The following is an 18803-nucleotide window of genomic DNA, read 5'->3' on the forward strand; positions in this document are numbered from 1 at the left end:
CTTTGTCCCGAAAACCGCAATCCACTTTTCGGGCCGACGCTCTAACCCGCCTCAGTGCCACTCGACCCAGCGGCCGTGATAATCGGCGCGCCCGAGTTCACGCTCCACTGCCCCCGGCCATTGCGTCAGGGCGACCGCGGCATGGCCAGGCTTGCCGTCCGGCTCCATGCGCAGCCAGGCCAGCGGGCGCTCGGCGGTCGCGGCAGCGCCCGCCGCAGCCATGGCCGCAACGATGCGCTGCTTGGTCGGCTCGGGCAGATATTGCCACATGATCGTGTGCATCAGCATGCGGGCGCTGCCCGGCGCGGCCGCCTCGGCCAGCCGCGCCTCGACCCAGGCGGCAGCATCGGCTCGCTCAACGCGCCACGAGGCAGCAGACGCCGCATCGAAGGCTGCTTCGGTCGTGTGCAGGCGGTCGGCCTGATCCGGCCAGATATAGGAGAGGACGCGGGCGCGATCGGCCGGTTGCGATGGGTCGAGCGGATTGAGGTCGCAGGCACGCCGCGCCGCAACGCGAAGCGCGGCATCGAGCGGAGGCAGCCTGCCGCGCCATTCGCTGCTGATGGTGACCGGCGCATCGTCGCGCCCCCAGCTGGCGGCACCAAATGCGTAGCGATAACGCTCGAAACCGAGATTGAGCCCGGCGCTCGCGCCGATCTCGATCAGATCAAGCGGCAAGCCGGTATCGCGGGCAACGATCAAGGCGCCCCCGAGCAGCACGGCGCAGCGCTTCACCTCATTAGTCTGCGGGGCGCTGTCGAGATAGGCGGCAAGATCCGCATCATGGGCGTCGATGGCTGCGGCAAGGCCGCTCCACAATGCGTCCGCGCGGGCAAGAGCCGGCGGGTAGAGCGCCTGCAGTGACGGCATCGTTCCGGAGCGCGCCAAGGCGTTGAAGGCACCGGCTGCCCGCAAGGGCAGCGCGTCGGCAACGGGGTCGCCCGGCCAGCCAAGCGCGCGCCGGCCAAAACCACTGGTTTGATCGAGCCGCGCCGCCATCACCTCGCAGAACAGCGCCGTGAAGGGGGATCCAAGCCTGCGACAGGCCTCGACCTGCCCTCTGAAGCTCGCACGGGCACGCTCCTCGCGTTCCGCGTCGCCGACACCACCAGACATGCCCGTACTCCCTGTCAGGGAAGAAGCGGTCGCGCCTCGATCACGACGAAAGCCTGCGCCATTGGCGGATCATCGGTCAGCGAGACATGGACGAAGGCTTCATGCCCTGGCGGCAGCATCGCTGCGAGGCGCTCGGCGGCGCCGCCGGTCAACCGCATCGTCGGCTGGCCGCCGGGCAGGTTCACCACCTCCATATCGCGCCAGAACACGCCGCGACTCAGACCGGTGCCAAGCGCCTTGGAGCAGGCCTCCTTGGCGGCGAAGCGGCGGGCATAGGAGGCCGCCCGGGTGGCGCGGCGGTCCGACTTGGCCCGCTCGCCCTCGGTAAAGATGCGATGGGTGAAGCGCTCGCCGAACCGCTCCAACGATTGCTCGATGCGGCGGATATCGCAGAGGTCGGAGCCGATGCCGAGGATCATGCAGCCGGTCTACTTGGCCGCGCGCCCTTCGTCCATGGCTGCACGCATCTGCACGATCGCCTGCTCCAAGCCGATGAAGAGCGCCTCGCCGACCAGGAAGTGGCCAATATTGAACTCGACGAAATCGGGAACGACCGCCAATTCGCGCGCGGTGTCGTAATCGAGCCCATGGCCGGCATGAACTTCGAGTCCAAGCGAGGCCGCAAGCGCAGCCCCTTCGGCAAGACGGCGGAACTCGGCATCGGCCTTGTCCCGCTTGCCGTCGATGACGGCATGGCACCAGGTTCCGGTATGCAGCTCGACCACCGGAGCGCCGAGCTTGGCCGCCATCCTGATCGGAGCAGCATCCGGCTCGATGAAGAGCGACACCCTGGAGCCCGCCGCGTTGAGCTGCGCGATCGCCGGCGCCAAAGCACGCTCCTGCCCGACGACATCGAGCCCGCCTTCGGTCGTGCGCTCCTCGCGTTTCTCGGGCACGAGGCAGGCCGCATGCGGCTTCAGGCGCTCAGCCAGCGCGATCATCTCCGTCGTGGCTGCCATCTCGAAATTCAGGGGCACGGTGAGTTCGGCCATCAGCCGCTCGATGTCGGCATCGCGGATGTGGCGCCGGTCTTCGCGCAGATGCGCCGTGATGCCGTCGGCTCCGGCCTCGACAGCAAGATGCGCGGCGCGGATCGGATCGGGCAGGGCTCCGCCACGCGCATTGCGCACCGTAGCAACGTGATCGATGTTCACGCCCAGTCGCAACCGGCCATTTGTCATCACAAGTCCCCTCGCCCGTTGCCAGCGTGCATACCGCCTGGCCCGGTCCGGCTCAAGGCACGGAAATTGATCGGCAAGACCACGTTCGCTGATGGATATCGCGAGAGCTTTCCCGGGCTTCTTCGCGATTTGCTAACCGCGCCGCCAAGCTGCCGCGGCTTGGAAACCAATCTTAAGCGCGCACGCTCCTTTCATGCCTGACCCAGATCAGATCGAGAGACCCAGGGCCGTGCAGATTTCCGTCAATCAGGGCCAGTTCGAAAACGATATCATTCCGGACCGTCGCACCGCCGGCCAGGTGGCCGACCGGTCGATCGGCCGCGTTCTGTCATGCAATGGCGCGCGTGCGACGATCGGCACCATCATCCCACGCGCCGGCACGGCAACGCCCGAGGCCTGGACAATCGGGCGGATGATCTCGATCAATCTCGGCCGCAGCCGGATCGTCGGCATGGTCTATGAGATCAAGGCCGTCAGGGAATTCTGGGACGAACTGGCCGACAATCCCGTCCATATCGAAGTGGAACTGCTCGGCGAGGTGCTGGAAGCCGAGGGCGGACGCACTTATTTCCAGACCGGCATCACCACCTATCCGCCAGTCGGCGCGATCGCGCACCGTATCCGGGCCCATGATCTTGCTCTGGTGCATGACCTCGGCGCCAGGGCCGGCGTCGCCATCGGACACCTGACGCAGGATGCCGCCATTCCGGCGACGGTCTGCATCGACGATCTGCTGTCGCGCCATTTCGCGCTGGTCGGCACGACCGGCGTCGGCAAGTCCAGCGCCGTCTCGCTGCTGCTGCGCAAGGCGATTGCCGCCAAGCCGCATCTGCGGGTGCTGATCCTCGATCCGCACAACGAATACGCCCACGCCTTTCCCGACAAGGCCGTGGTCACCGATGCGCAGAGCCTCGACCTGCCCTTCTGGATGTTCCGCCTCGAAGAATTTGCCGATGTCGTCTTTCGCGGCCGTCCCGATCTCGAGGAGATCGACATCCTGCGCGAGGTCATCGCCGCGGCCCGCACCCGCTATCGCAAGCCCGCAGCTCAGGACTTCGCCCGCGACCTCGGCGCCTCGCTGCTGAAGCGGCCGCTCGATCCGACGGCGCGGCGGTCGGCGGCCGGTGGCGCTGCCTCCAGCGGCGACGCCCCCCTGCCCTACAGGATGGTCGACGCGCTCGCCGTCCTGGACGAGTTGATGGGGCTCCATGAGATCCGTTATCCGCGTGCCGCGCTGCGATCGCTGAAGGTCCGTCTCGAAGCCCTCTATGGCGACCCGAGCTACCAGTTCATGTTCGCACGCGCGAACATGGTCGAAGGCATGGGCCAGGTGATCGGCCAGATCTTCCGGATTCCGCAGCATGGCCGGCCGATCTGCGTGTTCCAGCTCGCCGGGCTGCCGGCCGATGTCGTCAACGCCGTCGCATCCGTGCTGGCGCGCATCGCCTTCGACCTCGCCATGTTTAGCCATGGCGGCTACGAGGTGCTGCTGCTCTGCGAGGAAGCCCATCGCTATGTGCCGGCGGACCAGTCGCTCGGCTTCACGCCGACCCGGCAAGCCATCGCCCGCATCGCCAAGGAAGGCCGCAAATACGGCGCCTATCTCGGCGTCGTGACCCAGCGCCCGGGCGAGCTCGATCCCACGATCCTGTCGCAATGCTCGACCATCTTTGCGATGCGGCTCGCCAATGACCGCGACCAGCAGATCATCCGCTCGGCCATTGCCGACGCCTCGGCGAGCACGATCGGCTTCCTCTCGGCCATCGGCAATCGCGAGGCGATCGCCTTCGGCGAGGGCGTGGCGACGCCGATGCGCATGCGCTTTGCCGAGCTTGCGCCGCATGAGCTGCCGGCGATGGCGGGGGGATCGATCCTCGACGGCCTGGCCCATCGTGAGCCCAGGCTCGACGAGCTGGTCAGCCGGATGCAGGGCGAGAGCTGGTAAGCGCGCGCAGCAAAATCTTGCATCCGCCCGGCTTTGCCTGTATGGCCGGCTCACATCAATCTTTCCCTGCATCGCCAAGATCAGAAGGAGCCGTTCAATGGCTCGCGTTACCGTTGAGGACTGCATCGACAAGGTCGAGAACCGCTTCGAGCTGGTTCTGCTGGCCAGCCACCGCGCCCGCATGATCGCTTCGGGCACGCAGATTCTGGTTCCCCGCGACAACGACAAGAACCCCGTCGTGGCGCTACGCGAAATCGCCGAAGAGAAGCTCACTCCCGAAGATTTGAAGGAAGAGCTGATCCACTCGCTGCAGAAGCATGTCGAGGTCGACGAGCCTGAGGCCGAGACCGTGCCGCTCCTGACCAGCGGCCCGTCCAGCGCAGCGACGCCCGATTCGGAAGTCCAGTTCGATCGCATGAGCGAGGAAGATCTGCTGCGCGGCCTCGACGGCCTCGTGCCGCCGACCGAGAGCGCCGACGACGAAGACTGATCAAAGCGTTCACCAGTCTACGCTAAAGCCCGGCATTGCCGGGCTTTTTCATGCCTACCCTGCATAGAATCGCCTTGCCCCGCCGGAACGCCGTGCCGATATTGAACCTTTGCAATTCTTGGCAGGCGTTACAGGGGCCCGCATGGGCATGATGCGGCAATACGAGCTCGTTGACCGGGTCAGGAGCTATAATCCGAATACCGACGAAGACCTGCTCAACCGAGCGTATGTCTATGCCATGCGCGCGCATGGCACACAGAAGCGCGCCTCGGGCGACCCCTTCTTCGCGCATCCCCTCGAAGTCGCGGCGATCCTGACCGATCTCAAGCTGGACGATGCGACGATCGTCGCCGCCGTCCTGCACGACACCGTCGAGGATACGGCAGCCACTCTCGAAGAGATCGAGAGCATGTTCGGGCCGGATATCCGCCGGCTCGTCGACGGCCTGACCAAGATCAAGAAACTCGACCTCGTCTCGAAGAAGGCGGCCCAGGGCGAGAATTTCCGCAAGCTGCTGCTGGCCATCGCCGAAGATGTCCGGGTGCTCCTGGTCAAGCTCGCCGACCGGCTGCACAACATGCGCACCCTGCATTTCGTCCCGCCCGAGAAGCGGCTGCGCGTCGCCGAGGAGACGGCCGAGATCTATGCCCCGCTCGCCGGGCGGATGGGCATGCAGGAACTGCGCGAGGAGCTGGAAGAACTGGCCTTCCGCCATATCAAGCCGGAAGCCCACTCCACCATCACCAAGCGCCTGGAAGAGGTGACCGAGCGCGAAGGCTCCGTGATCAGCGCGATCGAGATCGATCTCAAGGAGAAGCTGGCCGCGCGCGGCATCCAGGCGGAGGTCGCCGGACGACGCAAGCGCCCCTACTCGATCTGGCGCAAGATGGAGCGCAAGTCGGTCTCCTTCGAGCAGCTTTCGGATATTTTCGGCTTCCGGGTCATCGTCGACCAGCTGGAGGATTGCTACCGCGTGCTCGGGATCGTCCACACGACCTGGCCGATGGTTCCGGGGCGCTACAAGGACTACATCTCGACGCCAAAGCAGAACGACTATCGCTCGATCCACACCACGGTGGTCGGCCCGGGCCATAGCCGCGTCGAACTGCAGATCCGCACCGACAAGATGGACCGCATCGCCGAATACGGCATCGCGGCCCATGCCCATTACAAGGACGGACGGACCACCGAGCTCTCCGGTGCGGCCGATGAAAGCCGGGCCTATCAGTGGCTGCGGCGCACCGTCGACCTGCTCGCAGAGGGCGACAATCCGGAAGAGTTCCTGGAGCACACCAAGCTCGAACTCTTCCACGACCAGGTCTTCTGCTTCACGCCCAAGGGCCGGCTGATCGCCCTGCCGCGCGGGGCGACCCCGATCGACTTCGCCTATGCGGTCCATACCGATGTCGGCAACACCGCGGTCGGTGCCAAGATCAATGGCCGCATCGCGCCGCTGCTCACCGAGCTGCAGAATGGCGACGAGGTCGAGATCACCCGCGCCGACGGGCAGGTGCCCCCCGCGGCCTGGGAATCGCTCGTCGTCACCGGCAAGGCGCGCGCCGCGATCCGAAGGGCGACGCGCGCGGCCGTGCGCAAGCAATATGCCGGCCTTGGCCGCCAGATCCTCGAACGCGCCTTCATGCGCGCCGAGCGTGTCTTCACCGACGAAAAGCTCAAAGCGGCGCTCAAGCGGCTGGCCCGCACCGCCGTCGACGACGTGTTCGCCGCTGTCGGGCGCGGCGAGATGTTCTCGGGCGACGTCGTCAAGGCGGTCTATCCCGATCTCGAGCCGGAGAAGCGGTCGACGCCCGAAGCCCGTGGCGAAAGCAACGGCAAGGGCTGGTTCGAGCTGCGCAAGGGCGACAATCTCAAGTTCAAGCTGCCCGGCGAGACGCCGGGCGCCAATGCCATCCCGATCCGCGGCCTCGGCGGCGATCTGCCGGTGCGCTTCGCGCCGAATGGCGGCGCCGTGCCGGGCGATCGCATCGTCGGAATCCTGACGCCTGGCGAAGGCGTGACGATCTATCCGATCCAGTCGCCTTCGCTGGCGGCCTTCGACAACGAGCCCGATCGCTGGCTCGACGTGCGCTGGGACCTCGACGACAAGACGCCCCAGCGCTTTCCGGCGCGCATCGCCCTCAACTCGATCAACGAGCCCGGCTCGCTGGCGCAGATCACCACCACCATCGCCGAGCATGACGGCAATATCGATGCGGTGACGATGGTGCGGCCGACGCCGGACTTCACCGATGTCACCATCGATCTCACGGTCTGGGACCTGAAACATCTCAGCGCCATCATCAGCGAGCTGCGGGAGAAACGGGTGATCAGCCGAGTCGAGCGCGTCGTCGGCTAAAGCATCGGCCCCAAAAATGGATTGCGGCTTTCGGGCAAGCCCATGCAATCACAGGCGGTCAGATCATCGGACCGGATACGATATTCCGGCCGATGCGCTGGCAGCCTTCCACAGCTCCGCTCGGGCCCACGCTTGAAACGCAGTCCATTCCGGCGCAAAAGCACTCGCCTGTGCCCGTCGCAGGCAATGGGATCAACTCCATCTGCGAGGCGCACCGATGACCGACGACGAGGTCCTGGCCGAATTCCGCGATGCCGGCGCATTGCTTGAAGGTCATTTCATCCTATCTTCCGGCCTGCGTAGCCCGGTCTTCCTGCAGAAGATGTTCATCTTCCAGGACCCGGTCCGCACCGAGCGGCTCTGCAAGGCGCTTGCCGCCAAGATCGAAGCCACATTCGGAAAGGTCGACTATGTCGTCTCGCCCGCGGTCGGCGGCATCGTGCCGGGCTACGAGACAGCACGGCACCTCAAGGCCAAGGCGGTGTTCGTCGAACGCGAGGACGGACAGTTCAAGCTGCGCCGCGGCTTCGCCATCCCCGCCGGGGCGCGCGTGGTGATGGTCGAGGACATCGTCACCACCGGCCTCTCCTCGCGCGAATGCCTGGCCTCGATCGCTGGTGAACCTGGCCAGATTCTCGGCGCCGCTTGCCTGGTCGACCGTTCCGCCGGCAAGGCCGATCTCGGCGTCAGACTGGTCAGCCTCGTCGCTCTCGATATCCCGGCTTATGCTCCTGACGCGCTACCGCCCGAGCTCGCCGCCATCCCGGCGGTCAAGCCCGGCAGCCGGGGGCTCGCCAGCTGAAGGGCCCTGCGGGGCTCAAGGAAACTGACCAGCCTGAGCAAGCGCACTTGCAAGACTCCAGCAAGTGGCCACATAATTAGTGCTTGGCTGATCAGAATTCGCCGATCTTTCGACATTGCCTGACCGCTATCCTTTCGATCTGACGTATTTGATTCGATTTTTACTGGAGTCGTTCCCATGGCGGAGCCGCGCATCGCGCTTTTTATCGATGGGGCAAACCTCTATGCCACATCGAAGCAGCTTGGCTTCGACATGGATTACCGTCGACTGTTGAAGGAATTCCAGGCACGAGGCAACCTCATCCGGGCCTTTTACTTCACTACGTTGGTCGAAAGCGAAGAGTACTCGTCGATCAGACCACTGGTCGACTGGCTCGACTATAACGGCTACCGGGTCATCACCAAGGCGGCCAAAGAATTCACCGATGCGACCGGTCGCCGCCGGGTCAAAGGCAATATGGACATCGAGCTCGCCATTGAAATGCTCGAACTAGCGCCGCATCTTGACCAGATCTACTTGTTCTCGGGCGATGGTGACTTTCGCCCACTGGTTGAAGCCGTGCAACGCAAGGGTGTAAAGGTCTCGGTGGTCTCGACCATCACGACCAATCCCCCCATGGTCTCAGACGAGTTGCGCCGCCAATGCGACGAGTTCCTCGACCTTTCGCATCTCATGGCGAAAATCGGGCGCGACCCCTCGGAGCGCGCGCCGCGCAGTGGCGCTGCGGGCACGCCCGGCCATCCCGGACTGGAACGCCGTTATGGCATCCGCCAGGGCGACGAACCGGTCGAAGGCTGATTTCGGCACGCCACTGACGTGTGGTCAGGGGCTGTGATACGACCGTTGGAGCGAGGCCCCAGGCCGCCATGTGATTCGGCCGGGCCGGCTATGGCAACAACGGGACTGGGAGGCCTCATCATGCATCGCCGTCATTTTCTCGCCGGGCTCGCGGGGAGCTCCGCGGGCGTTTTCGTCATCGCCAAGCCCGCCCTCGTCCTGGCGCAGGCTACGCCTGCTCCCGCCGCACCGGCGGCTGCACCCGCCTTCACGTTGCCGCCGCTCGGCTATGCCTATGAGGCGCTGGAGCCCAATATCGACGCCGCCACCATGCGTATCCATCACACCGCCCATCATCAGGCCTATGTGAACAACGCCAACGCGCTGGCCAATCAATGGGCGGACCTGAGGACGACGCCGATCGAGACCGTGCTGGCCGATCTCAGCGCGGTTCCCGAGAACGTTCGCACCGGCGTCCGCAACAATGTCGGCGGCCACTGGAACCACACGTTCTTCTGGGAACTGATGACGCCGGGCGGCGCGGAGCAGCCCTCACCCGAACTCAAGAGCGCGGTCGAGGCCTCGCTCGGTTCGGTGAGCGATATGGCGACCAAGCTCAACGCCGCCGCCCTGGGCCGCTTCGGCTCCGGCTGGGCCTGGCTGGTCGTCGGCAAGGACAAGAAGCTCGCGATCGTCAGCACCGCCAATCAGGACACCCCGCTCGAACTCGGCGCCAAGGCGGTCGTCGGTGTCGATGTCTGGGAACACGCCTATTATCTCAAGCACCAGAGCCGCCGCGCCGACTATCTGGCGGCGTGGTGGAAGACGGTGAACTGGGACAAGGCCAACGCCAATTTCAAGAAGGCGATGATTTAACCTTCTGTTTTTGGATGGACGCCCTGAGAAGGAAAAAGGGCCGCTCGCGCGGCCCTTTTTCCGTGACGATCGCCCTTTCGGAAAGCCCTGTCGGTTCAGCCGCCGGTTTTCATGATCCGCGCCTTGTCGCGGTTCCAGTCGCGGGTCTTTTCGGTCTCGCGCTTGTCATGCAGCTTCTTGCCGCGGCCAAGCCCGAGTTCGACCTTCGCGCGGCCCTTGTCGTTGAAATAGACCTTGAGCGGGATCACCGTGAAGCCGTCGCGCTGGATCGCGCCCATCAGCTTGTTGATCTGACGACGATGCAGCAGCAGCTTCCGCGGCCGGCGGACATCATGGTTGAAGCGGTTGGCTTCGAGATATTCCGGGATATGGGCGTTGAACAGATAGAGTTCGGTCCCCATCGGCCCGGCATAGCTCTCCCCGATCGTCGCCTTGCCACCGCGCAGGGACTTGATCTCCGTGCCCTGCAACGCGATGCCGGCCTCGAGCGTCTCGATGATCTCGTAATTGTAACGCGCCTTGCGGTTATCGGCCGCGAGGCGATAGCGCTCGGGATCGGGCTTGCTCATGCCGGGTGACCAAATCCATAGGTCTTCACGAGACCCGCCATGGCCTGCGACTCCGTTTCGGAGTCAGCACTCAGGCCGTTGAGAACTCCCAGCCTGTCGGCGTCCTGCCGGTTCTGGCTGAGTTTGAACTTGCCGATGATCGAGGCGATCTCGATTTCGATGCCGACAATGCCGCGGGCCTGCGCCGCAATGAACGGCTCGGGGTCGGCGAGAAGGCCGTCGGCGCCGGCCGCCACCGCTATGGCGAGCGGATACGCGCGAATGACGCCGTGCAACGCGTCCCGGTCTTCAACCTTGAAATGGCTCGGTTCGTACATCAGCGGCTCCGGGGCGGTTCGCCGAGCACCCCGGGCGAACGCAACTCTCTATCTAGGCATTCAACAGCCCGGCGTGAACCATGGCCTCGCGGATAACCTTGCCGGTCGGGGGCGTCACCGGCATCAGCGGCAGGCGAACCTCCTCCTCGATCCGGCCGAGCAGCTTGAGCCCATGCTTGGCGCCGGCAAGGCCCGGCTCCTTGAACACCGCGTCGTGCAGCGGCACGAGCCGGTCCTGGACCTTCAGCGCACCAGCGAAATCGCCCTTGAGCGCGGCCACCATCAATTCGGAGCAGAGGCGCGGCGCAACATTGGCGACAACCGAGATGCAGCCATGGCCGCCGGCCGCCATATAGGCCAGCGCCGTCATGTCCTCGCCCGAGAGCTGGATGAACTCCGGCCCCATGGCGTGGCGCTGCTGCGAGACGCGGGCGAGATTGGCGGTCGCGTCCTTGACGCCCGCGATGTTCTTCAGCTCGTAGAGCCGCGCCATGGTCTCGACCGACATGTCGACCACCGAGCGCGGCGGGATGTTGTAGATGATGATCGGGATGCCGACCGCGTCGTTCACCGCCTTGAAGTGCTGGTACATGCCCTCCTGGGTCGGCTTGTTGTAATAGGGCGTGACCACCAGCAGCGCCGGCGCACCGGCCTTCTCGGCATGGATCGCGAGGTCGATCGCCTCGGCCGTGTTGTTCGAGCCGGCTCCGGCGATGACGGGAACGCGACCCTTTACCGCATCGAGGCAGATCTCGATGACCCGCTTGTGCTCGTCATGGCTGAGCGTCGGGCTCTCGCCGGTGGTGCCCACGGGCACGAAGCCATGGCTGCCGCTTTCAATCTGCCAGGCGATCAGCGCGCGCAGCCCATCCTCGTCGATCCTGCCGCCCTTGAACGGGGTCACCAAGGCTGTGAGCGAGCCGGTGATAGGCGCATGCTTGGTCATGATCGAGCCGTCCTAAGAACAAAATCCGTGTGTAGCGGGCGACAGACATACCGCCTCCCACCGCATGCGCAAAGGCGAAAGCCCGTCAAAAATCGCTTGCACGTTAGTTAACGGTCCATCAAGACCCTTCGCCGACCATCGAAGTCCAAGCGCCATCCCGGGGAAATCCACCATGGTACGGCTGCCTGCCTCTCGACGGCTCCTTTCATGGGCCGTGCCTGCACTCCTTGTGACTGCGAGTGCCCAAGCGACCAACGACGCCGACCACGTCCTGCAGAAGGACCGTGTTGCGGCCATTGCCGATCCTGCGACGACGGCGACGCTCCTGCGCTCGCCCGACGAGCAGTTGCGCGCCGACGCGCCAGCCGATCAGGGCGCTCTCAAGACTGCGGTCGAGGCCTATCGCCGTGGTGCGGTGACCGAGGGCGATGCCCTCGCCTCGGCCTTCGACGACCGCGCGACGCGCGCCATGCTCGAATGGGCCGCGATCCGCTTCGGCGGCAGCACGGTGGGCTTTGCCCGCATCAACGCCTTTCTCGAGACCTATCCGAACTATCCGGCAACGACATTGTTCCGCCGCCGCGCCGAGGCCGCGCTGATTGCCGAGAAGAAAAGCGTGGCCGTGATCCGGGCCTTCTTCCATGCGCAGCGCCCGATCAGCCCGGTCGGCCGCGTGGCGCTGGCCATGGCCCTGAAGGCTGACGGCAAGCCCGACGATGCGATGGTGCTGATCCGCGAAACCTGGCGGCGCGACCATCTCGGCGCGCCGCTGGAAGCGATCGTCCTGAACAGCTTCGGCGACCGGCTCACAGTGACCGACCATCGCCTGCGCACGGAACGCTATCTCTTTGAGGAGAACAATGCGGCGGCGCTGCGCAATGCCGCGCGTGTCTCCACCGATTATGTCCTGCTCGCCAAGGCGCGGCTCGCCAGCGCGCAGTCCAAGGGCACGATCGCGCCCGCACTGATAGCGGCCGTACCGGCGTCGCTCCGCAACGATCTCTCCTTCACCTTTCTGCAGGTGCAGCAGGCCCGGCGCGCCAACAAGGCCGGCGAAGCCGCGCAGATTCTCGCCAAGGTACCGCGCGACCCGGCCCTGCTCGGCGATGGCGACGAATGGTGGACGGAGCGGCGCCTGATCGCGCGCAAGCTTCTCGACGAGGGCGATGCCGCCAAGGCCTATGAGGTCGCAGCCGGTCATGGCGCCGAAGGCGCCGCCGAGCGCATCGACGCGGAATGGCACGCAGGCTGGATCGCGCTGCGGTTTCGGGATCAGCCCGGCCTGGCTCTCGCCCATTTCGACGAGGCAGCCAAATGGGCGGAAACGCCGGTCTCGGTCGCGCGCGTCGCCTATTGGCAAGGCCGCGCGGCCGAAGCGATCGGGCTGAACGAGCGCGCCCAGGAAGCCTATGAGCGCGCGGCGGCTCATTCCGTCGCCTATTACGGTCAGCTTGCCCGGGCCAAGCTCGGCCTGCCGGACCTGCCGATCCGCACGACGGAATCGGCGGCGCTCGAGCATTTGCCCGGTCATCAGGGTGTGCGCCTGCTCTACCAGATCGGCGCGCGCGATCTTGCAGCCACCATGCTGGTCGATCTGTCGCAGCGCCTGCATACGACGACCGCGCTGGAAGCCGTGGCCGCGATCGCCAGCCGTGAGGGCGATGTCAGGACCCTGCTGACGATCGGCAAGACCGCCCTGCAGCGCGGCTTCCCGCTCGACACCGCCGCGTTCCCCACCTCCGGCGTGCCGGACTTCCCGGTGCTGGGCGACCCAATGGAGCGGGCGATCGTCCACGCCATCGCCCGGCAGGAGAGCGCGTTCGATCCCAATGCGGTCTCGCATGCCGGTGCGCGCGGGCTGATGCAGATGATGCCGGCGACGGCCCGGGAAACGGCACGGCGCGCCAATATGCCGTTCGACCTTCCGCGGCTCGGCAGCGATGCGCTTTATTCGGCGCAGATGGGCGCCGCCCATCTCAACGACCTGATCCGGGAATGGCGCGGCTCCTATATCCTGAGCTTCGCGGCCTATAATGCCGGCTCCGGCAATGTGAAGCGCTGGATCGACGCCTATGGCGACCCTCGCAAGAGCGATGTCGATGCCGTCGACTGGGTCGAACGCATCTCGATCTACGAGACCCGCAACTACGTCCAGCGTGTGATGGAGAACCTGCAGGTCTACCGGCAGAGGCTGAACCAGCGTACCGCCTATCTGATCGATTACGACCTGAAGCGGACCTGGACGCGGGATTAGGCGGGATCTCCGGCCCTTCACGGCCGGAGCCCCCCTCGCCTGCTCCGTTCCGGCGGATTTTCTTGACTGGGACCAGTGCCCATTTCGCCTGAAGATGCTTTAGTCCAGCCTCTTGCAGCGCCGCCGGAGGGCGAATGGATTCTGATAGCGGTTTCCGCTCCTTCTTTATCAGTGCCCGCGACGGCCTGAAGCTCCACGCCCGCGATTACGGTCCCCTTGCCTCGCACGCCCTGCCGGTGGTCTGCCTGCCGGGGCTGGCGCGAACGGCTGCCGACTTCCACGAACTGGCGATGGCGCTGGCAGGGGACGAGGCCAAACCACGGCGCGTCCTGGCGCTCGATTACCGCGGGCGCGGGCGCTCCGCCTATGACAGGAACTGGGCCAATTACGATATTCGGGTCGAGCTCGACGACATGATGCAGCTGCTCACGGCGGCCGGCATCGAGGCCGCCGTGTTCGTCGGAACCTCGCGCGGCGGCCTGCTGACGATGGCGCTGGCGGCGGCGCGCCCGGCCATGATCAAGGGCGTCGTCCTGAACGATGTCGGCCCGGTAATCGATGCGCGCGGATTGCTGCGGATCCGCGGCTATGTCGGCAAGCTGCCGAGCCCGCGCAGCTTTGTCGAAGGCGCCGAAATCCTCAAGCGCCTGTCTGACCAGCAATTCCCGGCTTTCGGCGAAAGGGAATGGGAGATAATGGCGCGTCGGACCTGGACCGAGCGCGATGGACATCTCGTCACCGATTACGACCCTAATCTGATGAAGATCCTGGAGGAACTCGACCTCGAGGCGCCGCTGCCCGTGCTCTGGACCTATTTCGCCGGGCTGAACGCCGTGCCGATTCTGGCGATCCGTGGCGCCAATTCCGATCTTCTCTCGGAGGAGACGCTGCGCGAGATGGGGGAGCGCCATCCCGATTGCGAGATCTTCGTCGCACCGGGACAGGGCCATGCGCCCCTGCTCGGATCGAAGGACATGGTGCGGCGCATCGGCAAGCTGATCGGCAAGGCGGAGAAGCGCGCCGCCTGAGTCTTGGGCCGGCCCACCCCCCGGCGGTCGCAACACGCCGGGCTCACTGAAATCGAGGATTTACCGCCGCTTGCCGTCGGCTCCGTCTTCGGGGACGCCGGCGACATTGCCCTGCCCCTGCGTACCATCGTCACGCGAGGCCTCGACCTCACCGGCGCGGGCCCGTGTCGAAAACGCGGTCTCGATGCCGGCTGCGAGCGAATGCGCCTGGGCGACCCAGTCCTCACGCTCGATCCGGCCGGGAAAGGCGAGATAATGGCCGACCCACTCGATGTTCTCGGGGGTCCAGGCGGCGATCTGCTCGAAATGCCAGATCCCGAGGCTGTGCAGCCTGCCTTCGTTCTGCTGGCCGATGCCCTTGATCAGTTTGAGATCGTCGGCCTTCCCGCTGCGCGCCGCGACAAGGCCGGACGGCCGCCTGCCGGGGATCTGATCCTCGCCCGCGACCTTGTCCAGCAGCGAGCCCGACTGCGCCAATCCCGGCTTCGCCACAGTGGCGGCAGACACCGACGGCGTCTCAGGGATCGAACCCGCATTGGCGCCGGCAATGGCGAGGACTGAATCGCGATGAGCGAAGATCGTGCGGACAAAGCAGGCGAGACAGCAGCCTGCCAGATAGGCCGCGACGTAGAGGAGCGCGGTCTCCAGCCAGAGCGCGGCAACACCATTCACCACCTGCAACCAGGTGAGCGCGGCGACCACGGCCCAGACGCCCACGAGCAGGGTGATCGGACTGGTCCAGAAACGGACCTTCCCGCCTGTGCAGGTGATCCAGCCCATGGCGAGGCCGATGCCGAAGGCCGCGAGCAGGAACCAGGCGAACTGGGTGGCGAGGTAGAGCATGCCAGCGATCCCTACTTCTCGACCGTGAACTGGACGCGACGATTCATGGCCTTCGCCTCCGGCTCGTCATGGGGAACGAGCGGTCGCTGCGCGCCAAAGCCCTTCGGCTCGAGCCGGGCAGCGCTGATGCCGCGTATGACCAACTCATCAAGCACGCGCCGAGCGCGCCGGTTCGAAAGATCGACATTGTCGAACCCGCGCCGCTCGCCATCGAGATTGGCATGCCCCTCGACCGTGACGCGCACATCCGGGCATTGCTTGAGGATCGCGGATGCTTCCGCCATGGCCCGTTCCGTGGTCGCATCGAGCACGACCACAGCTGTGCCCTGGCCGAACAGCACGGACTGGCGCTTGGTTAAGGCATCGAGGTCGTTCTGGCAGGTGTTGGGCGGTTCCGTGACGCAACCCGTCTGGCGCAAGCCGATCTCCGCCTGGCCTGAAAAGCCGGCAGGCAGCCCGCTCGCGGCGCTGGTCTCGACCTCGCCCTTGATCAGCTCGCGGCAGGTCAACCCCTGCAGCTCGACCTTGCCATCGACCAGGCGCGCGGTGCCGAGATCCAGCCTGAGCAGATCGGTCACGGCGACGCGAGCTGCGCCGCCGAAACCGGCAGGCGCTCCGGGCACGATGCGCGTCTCGTCCACGATCTTGCCCTGCAAGGGTGAGCCGTCAAGCAACGCCAGAAGCGCCGAGCGCGTCTGCTCATCAGGTAAATAGCCGGACAGGCCGACGCCCGAGCGATCCGCCGAAATCGTAAGCCCATAGGGGCGCAGGCCAAGGCCCGCCAGATCCGGCGCGCCCGTGAGGCCTCCCGGCAAAGGCTGCTGCCGGAGCGCGGCCTCGATTTCGCGCCAGGCCCCTTCCTCGGCAACGGCCCCCGAGAGCGAAGCCTGCGTGCCCTCAATGGAAACCACGCCGTTGCTCATCCTGCCGAGCAGATCCAGCAGGAAGCTGGTCGCCGTGCCGAAATCCGGAGCTTCACGCAGCTTCGGTTCGCCCGCCATGCGATCAGTGACCCGAACCGCAGCCGCCCCGCGGTCGACGGACTGCAGCACTCCCTGTCTCGCCGCCTCGTCGGGAACGAGGCCGCTCAGCACGACGCCCTGCTCGGTCTTCTCCGCCCGCCATTGCAGCGGAACCGTGCGCTCGGGCACAGCGAGTACCGGGATGGGCGCCTTCGCCTCACCGGCATTGGCGTGGGACCTGCCGGGCGATGTCAACTCACCGCGCTGAGGCGCAGAAGGCGCTGAAGGCTCCAAAGGCGCAGGAGGCTCGGCCGGAACAAAGAGCGGCGGAATCTCCGGCAGGGCTGGCATGGGCGGGGGCGCCGGCGGGCAGATGATGTTGGCCTGCGCAACCGAATCCGGCCCGTCCGTCTGTGCGATCAGCAGTTGCAAGGCCTGACAGGATTCGAAATCCTCGGGCCCGTCGCCGGACAACCTGTAGCTGCCGGCATCGAGCTCGGCCTTGCCGTTGCGGAGCCGGGCAAGATCGCCAATGGCGCGCGTGACCTTGACCAGGAAAGCGCCCGGCTCGCCAAGGGCCGGCTTGCTTTGATCGTCGATCCGAGTGGGCTCGGGAAAGCTGCGCCGCAGGGCCGCGGAAATCTGCTGCCTCGCCTCATCCGACGGGTAGAAGCCGGTGACGCTCAGCCCGCCATCCGCGCTCTTCTCCACAGACCAGCGATAAGGCGCGATCGTCGGCGGCTCGAGGCTGCACTCGACTGCGGTGAACCCACCCTGCCCCAGGGATGCAGTGCGCTCGCGCAACGCAAGGAAGCGCTCCGGCGTCGTCGCCTTGCCCTCGATGCAGAAGCGCGTGTCGTCCAGCGCCACCTTGCCGCTCGAGAGTCCGGCCAGCTCACCGAGCATCTTCTGCGTCACGGCGGCAAAACCGGCACGCGCGCCAAAAGCGAGCATCTGGCGATCGTCGACGCGCAATCCCGGGACGGCCGCACTTGCCGCGGCAATGTTGGCGGTTGCCGTCGCCTCATCGGGAACGAAGCCGCTCAGCGTCACCGCATCGCGCTCGCGCGTCGCCAACCAGCTATAGGGTTTCTGCGCGACGACCTGGGACAGGCCCCCGAGCGCCCGGCGTATGCCGAATTCGCCGCGCAACTGCACCATGGCCTTGGCAGCGCCATCGGCCGAGAGCGCCTCGCCCACGATCAGCACATCGCGTCCGGCAACGAGCGCCATGACCGGCCTTGCGCCGGGCGCCTCGCCGGCGACCTGCGTCGCCACCGCGATGGCACGGCGACTGACATCGTCCTGAATCGCATCATCGAGATAGAGGTTGCTGGCGCTCCAGAGCAGCGCCAGCGGCACGAGCCCCCATAACCAGTTTGCCGGCTGCGCCATTCCCGCTCCCCGCGTCGGCACAGACTTGTCAGGCCCTTACCGATCACCGTCCCCAGGGCGCCAAGTCAGGACGGTTCGCCCGCCCCTGTCAAGTGAGTGAACGGGCCTAACCCCCGATATCCAAACGAAAAAAGCCCCGGGTTTCCCCGGGGCTTTCCGACTAGGATCGGAGAACCGATCAGAAGTCGCGCTGGATGCGCAGACGGCCGGTGAGGGCGTCGTCCGACTTGATCAGCAGGTTGTTGTTGCGAACGCCGAAGTTGTTGACCTGAGCGATGCGGTTCTTCAGCTCAACCTTGGAGTAGAGAACTTCCACGCCGATATCGAGACCCGAAACCGGGGTCCAGACGAGGTTGGTGCCGATGATGAACTCCTTCGGGTCAAGCTTGACCGGACCGTTCGAGAGCGTGCCGAGGGGGGCCAGGCCGGTGTTCTGGAGCGCAGCGCCCATGTCGAGCTCGGAGTACGAACCATAGACTTCCGAACGGATGGTCGGGGTCCAGTAGTGCTTCAGGCCAGCGGTGATGGCGAAGCCCTTGGTCAGCTTCGAACGACCGGTGGTCTGGTCGATGACGATGTCCGCAGCGGCGATCGAGCCGAGGCGGCCGTAGCCAAAGTTGCCGCCGTAGCCGAGGTAGGCGCCCATGCCCTCAGCGTAAGCGGCCTGCAACCACAGGACGTCGCCAGCGGCGAGCATCGGCAGGTTGAACTTCAGGCCGCCCTGGATGGCCCAAGCGGTCTCGTCGCCACCGCGGATGGTGTTGACATTGCCAATGGTACCAGGCGCGAAGCTGGCGACGTTACGCTGACCGATGGCACCCGACAGCTGAGCGGAGCCCCAGCCCTGGGTCACGTTCAACGCACCGACGAGGTCCGGATACTGGCTGCCCTCGAGGGTCGGAGCAGCGCCGTTGAAGACGAGGGCGTTGCGGACGACCGCGTTACG

At 65.8% G+C, this 18803-nt stretch carries 17 protein-coding genes; 8 read left to right on the forward strand and 9 right to left on the reverse strand.

Translation table 11 applies throughout. From position 1 onward, the window contains the following. Nucleotides 1-51: 51 nt before the first annotated feature. From AC1DGP_RS04150 to AC1DGP_RS04160, 3 genes are read right to left on the reverse strand one after another with little or no spacing between them, the layout of a single operon-like run. Nucleotides 52-1116 carry a DUF2332 domain-containing protein gene (locus tag AC1DGP_RS04150; protein ID WP_476831737.1) on the reverse strand — a complete coding sequence of 355 codons (1065 nt, stop codon included), beginning with the start codon at nucleotides 1114-1116 and terminating at the stop codon, nucleotides 52-54. A gap of 14 nt (nucleotides 1117-1130) precedes the next feature. Beyond that, complete coding sequence (acpS, locus tag AC1DGP_RS04155; RefSeq protein ID WP_113518170.1) at nucleotides 1131-1535, reverse strand: holo-ACP synthase; 405 nt, start codon at nucleotides 1533-1535, stop codon at nucleotides 1131-1133. Between the two features lie 9 nt (nucleotides 1536-1544). Beyond that, complete coding sequence (locus tag AC1DGP_RS04160; protein ID WP_476831738.1) at nucleotides 1545-2297, reverse strand: pyridoxine 5'-phosphate synthase; 753 nt, start codon at nucleotides 2295-2297, stop codon at nucleotides 1545-1547. A gap of 193 nt (nucleotides 2298-2490) precedes the next feature. Here AC1DGP_RS04160 and AC1DGP_RS04165 point away from each other — a divergent pair, with 193 nt between their 5' ends. From AC1DGP_RS04165 to AC1DGP_RS04190, 6 genes are all read left to right on the forward strand, one after another. Beyond that, nucleotides 2491-4242: an ATP-binding protein gene (locus AC1DGP_RS04165; RefSeq protein WP_476831739.1), complete on the forward strand. Its 1752-nt coding sequence runs from the start codon at nucleotides 2491-2493 to the stop codon at nucleotides 4240-4242. Nucleotides 4243-4339: 97 nt separating this feature from the next. Beyond that, nucleotides 4340-4732: a DNA-directed RNA polymerase subunit omega gene (gene rpoZ, locus AC1DGP_RS04170; RefSeq protein ID WP_069877018.1), complete on the forward strand. Its 393-nt coding sequence runs from the start codon at nucleotides 4340-4342 to the stop codon at nucleotides 4730-4732. A gap of 148 nt (nucleotides 4733-4880) precedes the next feature. After that, on the forward strand, nucleotides 4881-7088 hold the full coding sequence (locus AC1DGP_RS04175) for a RelA/SpoT family protein (RefSeq protein ID WP_113518230.1): 2208 nt from the start codon (nucleotides 4881-4883) through the stop codon (nucleotides 7086-7088). 217 nt (nucleotides 7089-7305) lie between these two features. Continuing rightward, nucleotides 7306-7890 (forward strand): orotate phosphoribosyltransferase, encoded by a 585-nt coding sequence (gene pyrE, locus AC1DGP_RS04180; protein ID WP_113518167.1) that lies wholly within the window; start codon nucleotides 7306-7308, stop codon nucleotides 7888-7890. Between the two features lie 177 nt (nucleotides 7891-8067). Further along, nucleotides 8068-8688: a LabA-like NYN domain-containing protein gene (locus tag AC1DGP_RS04185; protein WP_441488727.1), complete on the forward strand. Its 621-nt coding sequence runs from the start codon at nucleotides 8068-8070 to the stop codon at nucleotides 8686-8688. Between the two features lie 120 nt (nucleotides 8689-8808). Next, on the forward strand, nucleotides 8809-9543 hold the full coding sequence (locus tag AC1DGP_RS04190) for a superoxide dismutase (RefSeq protein WP_441488728.1): 735 nt from the start codon (nucleotides 8809-8811) through the stop codon (nucleotides 9541-9543). Between the two features lie 95 nt (nucleotides 9544-9638). Here the strand turns inward: AC1DGP_RS04190 and smpB are convergent, their stop codons facing one another. Genes smpB through dapA form a run of 3 tightly spaced genes read right to left on the reverse strand, consistent with a single transcriptional unit; the run spans nucleotide 9639 to nucleotide 11375 of the window. Beyond that, complete coding sequence (gene smpB, locus AC1DGP_RS04195) at nucleotides 9639-10112, reverse strand: SsrA-binding protein SmpB (protein WP_441488729.1); 474 nt, start codon at nucleotides 10110-10112, stop codon at nucleotides 9639-9641. After that, a complete protein-coding gene (locus tag AC1DGP_RS04200) occupies nucleotides 10109-10429 on the reverse strand; it encodes an FMN-binding negative transcriptional regulator (protein ID WP_476831740.1) in 321 nt (106 codons plus the stop codon). Before AC1DGP_RS04200 ends, smpB begins: the two co-directional genes overlap by 4 nt. Nucleotides 10430-10481: 52 nt before the next feature. After that, nucleotides 10482-11375: a 4-hydroxy-tetrahydrodipicolinate synthase gene (gene dapA, locus AC1DGP_RS04205; RefSeq protein WP_441488731.1), complete on the reverse strand. Its 894-nt coding sequence runs from the start codon at nucleotides 11373-11375 to the stop codon at nucleotides 10482-10484. A gap of 172 nt (nucleotides 11376-11547) precedes the next feature. Here dapA and AC1DGP_RS04210 point away from each other — a divergent pair, with 172 nt between their 5' ends. Further along, nucleotides 11548-13629, forward strand: a complete 2082-nt coding sequence (locus AC1DGP_RS04210; protein WP_476831741.1) for a transglycosylase SLT domain-containing protein — start codon at nucleotides 11548-11550, stop codon at nucleotides 13627-13629. A gap of 134 nt (nucleotides 13630-13763) precedes the next feature. Beyond that, a complete protein-coding gene (locus AC1DGP_RS04215; protein ID WP_441504775.1) occupies nucleotides 13764-14657 on the forward strand; it encodes an alpha/beta fold hydrolase in 894 nt (297 codons plus the stop codon). A gap of 60 nt (nucleotides 14658-14717) precedes the next feature. Here AC1DGP_RS04215 and AC1DGP_RS04220 read toward each other — a convergent pair whose 3' ends face one another. From AC1DGP_RS04220 to AC1DGP_RS04230, 3 genes are all read right to left on the reverse strand, one after another. Continuing rightward, nucleotides 14718-15500, reverse strand: coding sequence for a hypothetical protein (locus tag AC1DGP_RS04220; RefSeq protein ID WP_476831742.1), 783 nt, complete (start codon nucleotides 15498-15500; stop codon nucleotides 14718-14720). An 11-nt stretch (nucleotides 15501-15511) separates the two neighbouring features. Then, entirely contained in the window at nucleotides 15512-17857 is a 2346-nt protein-coding gene (locus AC1DGP_RS04225) for an OmpA family protein (protein ID WP_476831743.1), read from the reverse strand. A 178-nt stretch (nucleotides 17858-18035) separates the two neighbouring features. Beyond that, nucleotides 18036-18803, reverse strand: a 768-nt coding sequence (locus AC1DGP_RS04230; RefSeq protein WP_476831744.1) for a porin, incomplete at its 5' end; no start/stop codon positions are given.

The sequence above is a fragment of the Allobosea sp. 05T433 genome, from assembly GCF_056396065.1.

Coding starts and splice junctions, on each gene's coding strand:
- AC1DGP_RS04150 (WP_476831737.1), bottom strand. CDS start 1,116: ATGTCTGGTGGTGTCGGCGACGCGGAACGCGAGGAGCGTGCCCGTGCG.
- acpS (WP_113518170.1), bottom strand. CDS start 1,535: ATGATCCTCGGCATCGGCTCCGACCTCTGCGATATCCGCCGCATCGAG.
- AC1DGP_RS04160 (WP_476831738.1), bottom strand. CDS start 2,297: ATGACAAATGGCCGGTTGCGACTGGGCGTGAACATCGATCACGTTGCT.
- AC1DGP_RS04165 (WP_476831739.1), top strand. CDS start 2,491: ATGCCTGACCCAGATCAGATCGAGAGACCCAGGGCCGTGCAGATTTCC.
- rpoZ (WP_069877018.1), top strand. CDS start 4,340: ATGGCTCGCGTTACCGTTGAGGACTGCATCGACAAGGTCGAGAACCGC.
- AC1DGP_RS04175 (WP_113518230.1), top strand. CDS start 4,881: ATGATGCGGCAATACGAGCTCGTTGACCGGGTCAGGAGCTATAATCCG.
- pyrE (WP_113518167.1), top strand. CDS start 7,306: ATGACCGACGACGAGGTCCTGGCCGAATTCCGCGATGCCGGCGCATTG.
- AC1DGP_RS04185 (WP_441488727.1), top strand. CDS start 8,068: ATGGCGGAGCCGCGCATCGCGCTTTTTATCGATGGGGCAAACCTCTAT.
- AC1DGP_RS04190 (WP_441488728.1), top strand. CDS start 8,809: ATGCATCGCCGTCATTTTCTCGCCGGGCTCGCGGGGAGCTCCGCGGGC.
- smpB (WP_441488729.1), bottom strand. CDS start 10,112: ATGAGCAAGCCCGATCCCGAGCGCTATCGCCTCGCGGCCGATAACCGC.
- AC1DGP_RS04200 (WP_476831740.1), bottom strand. CDS start 10,429: ATGTACGAACCGAGCCATTTCAAGGTTGAAGACCGGGACGCGTTGCAC.
- dapA (WP_441488731.1), bottom strand. CDS start 11,375: ATGACCAAGCATGCGCCTATCACCGGCTCGCTCACAGCCTTGGTGACC.
- AC1DGP_RS04210 (WP_476831741.1), top strand. CDS start 11,548: ATGGTACGGCTGCCTGCCTCTCGACGGCTCCTTTCATGGGCCGTGCCT.
- AC1DGP_RS04215 (WP_441504775.1), top strand. CDS start 13,764: ATGGATTCTGATAGCGGTTTCCGCTCCTTCTTTATCAGTGCCCGCGAC.
- AC1DGP_RS04220 (WP_476831742.1), bottom strand. CDS start 15,500: ATGCTCTACCTCGCCACCCAGTTCGCCTGGTTCCTGCTCGCGGCCTTC.
- AC1DGP_RS04225 (WP_476831743.1), bottom strand. CDS start 17,857: ATGGCGCAGCCGGCAAACTGGTTATGGGGGCTCGTGCCGCTGGCGCTG.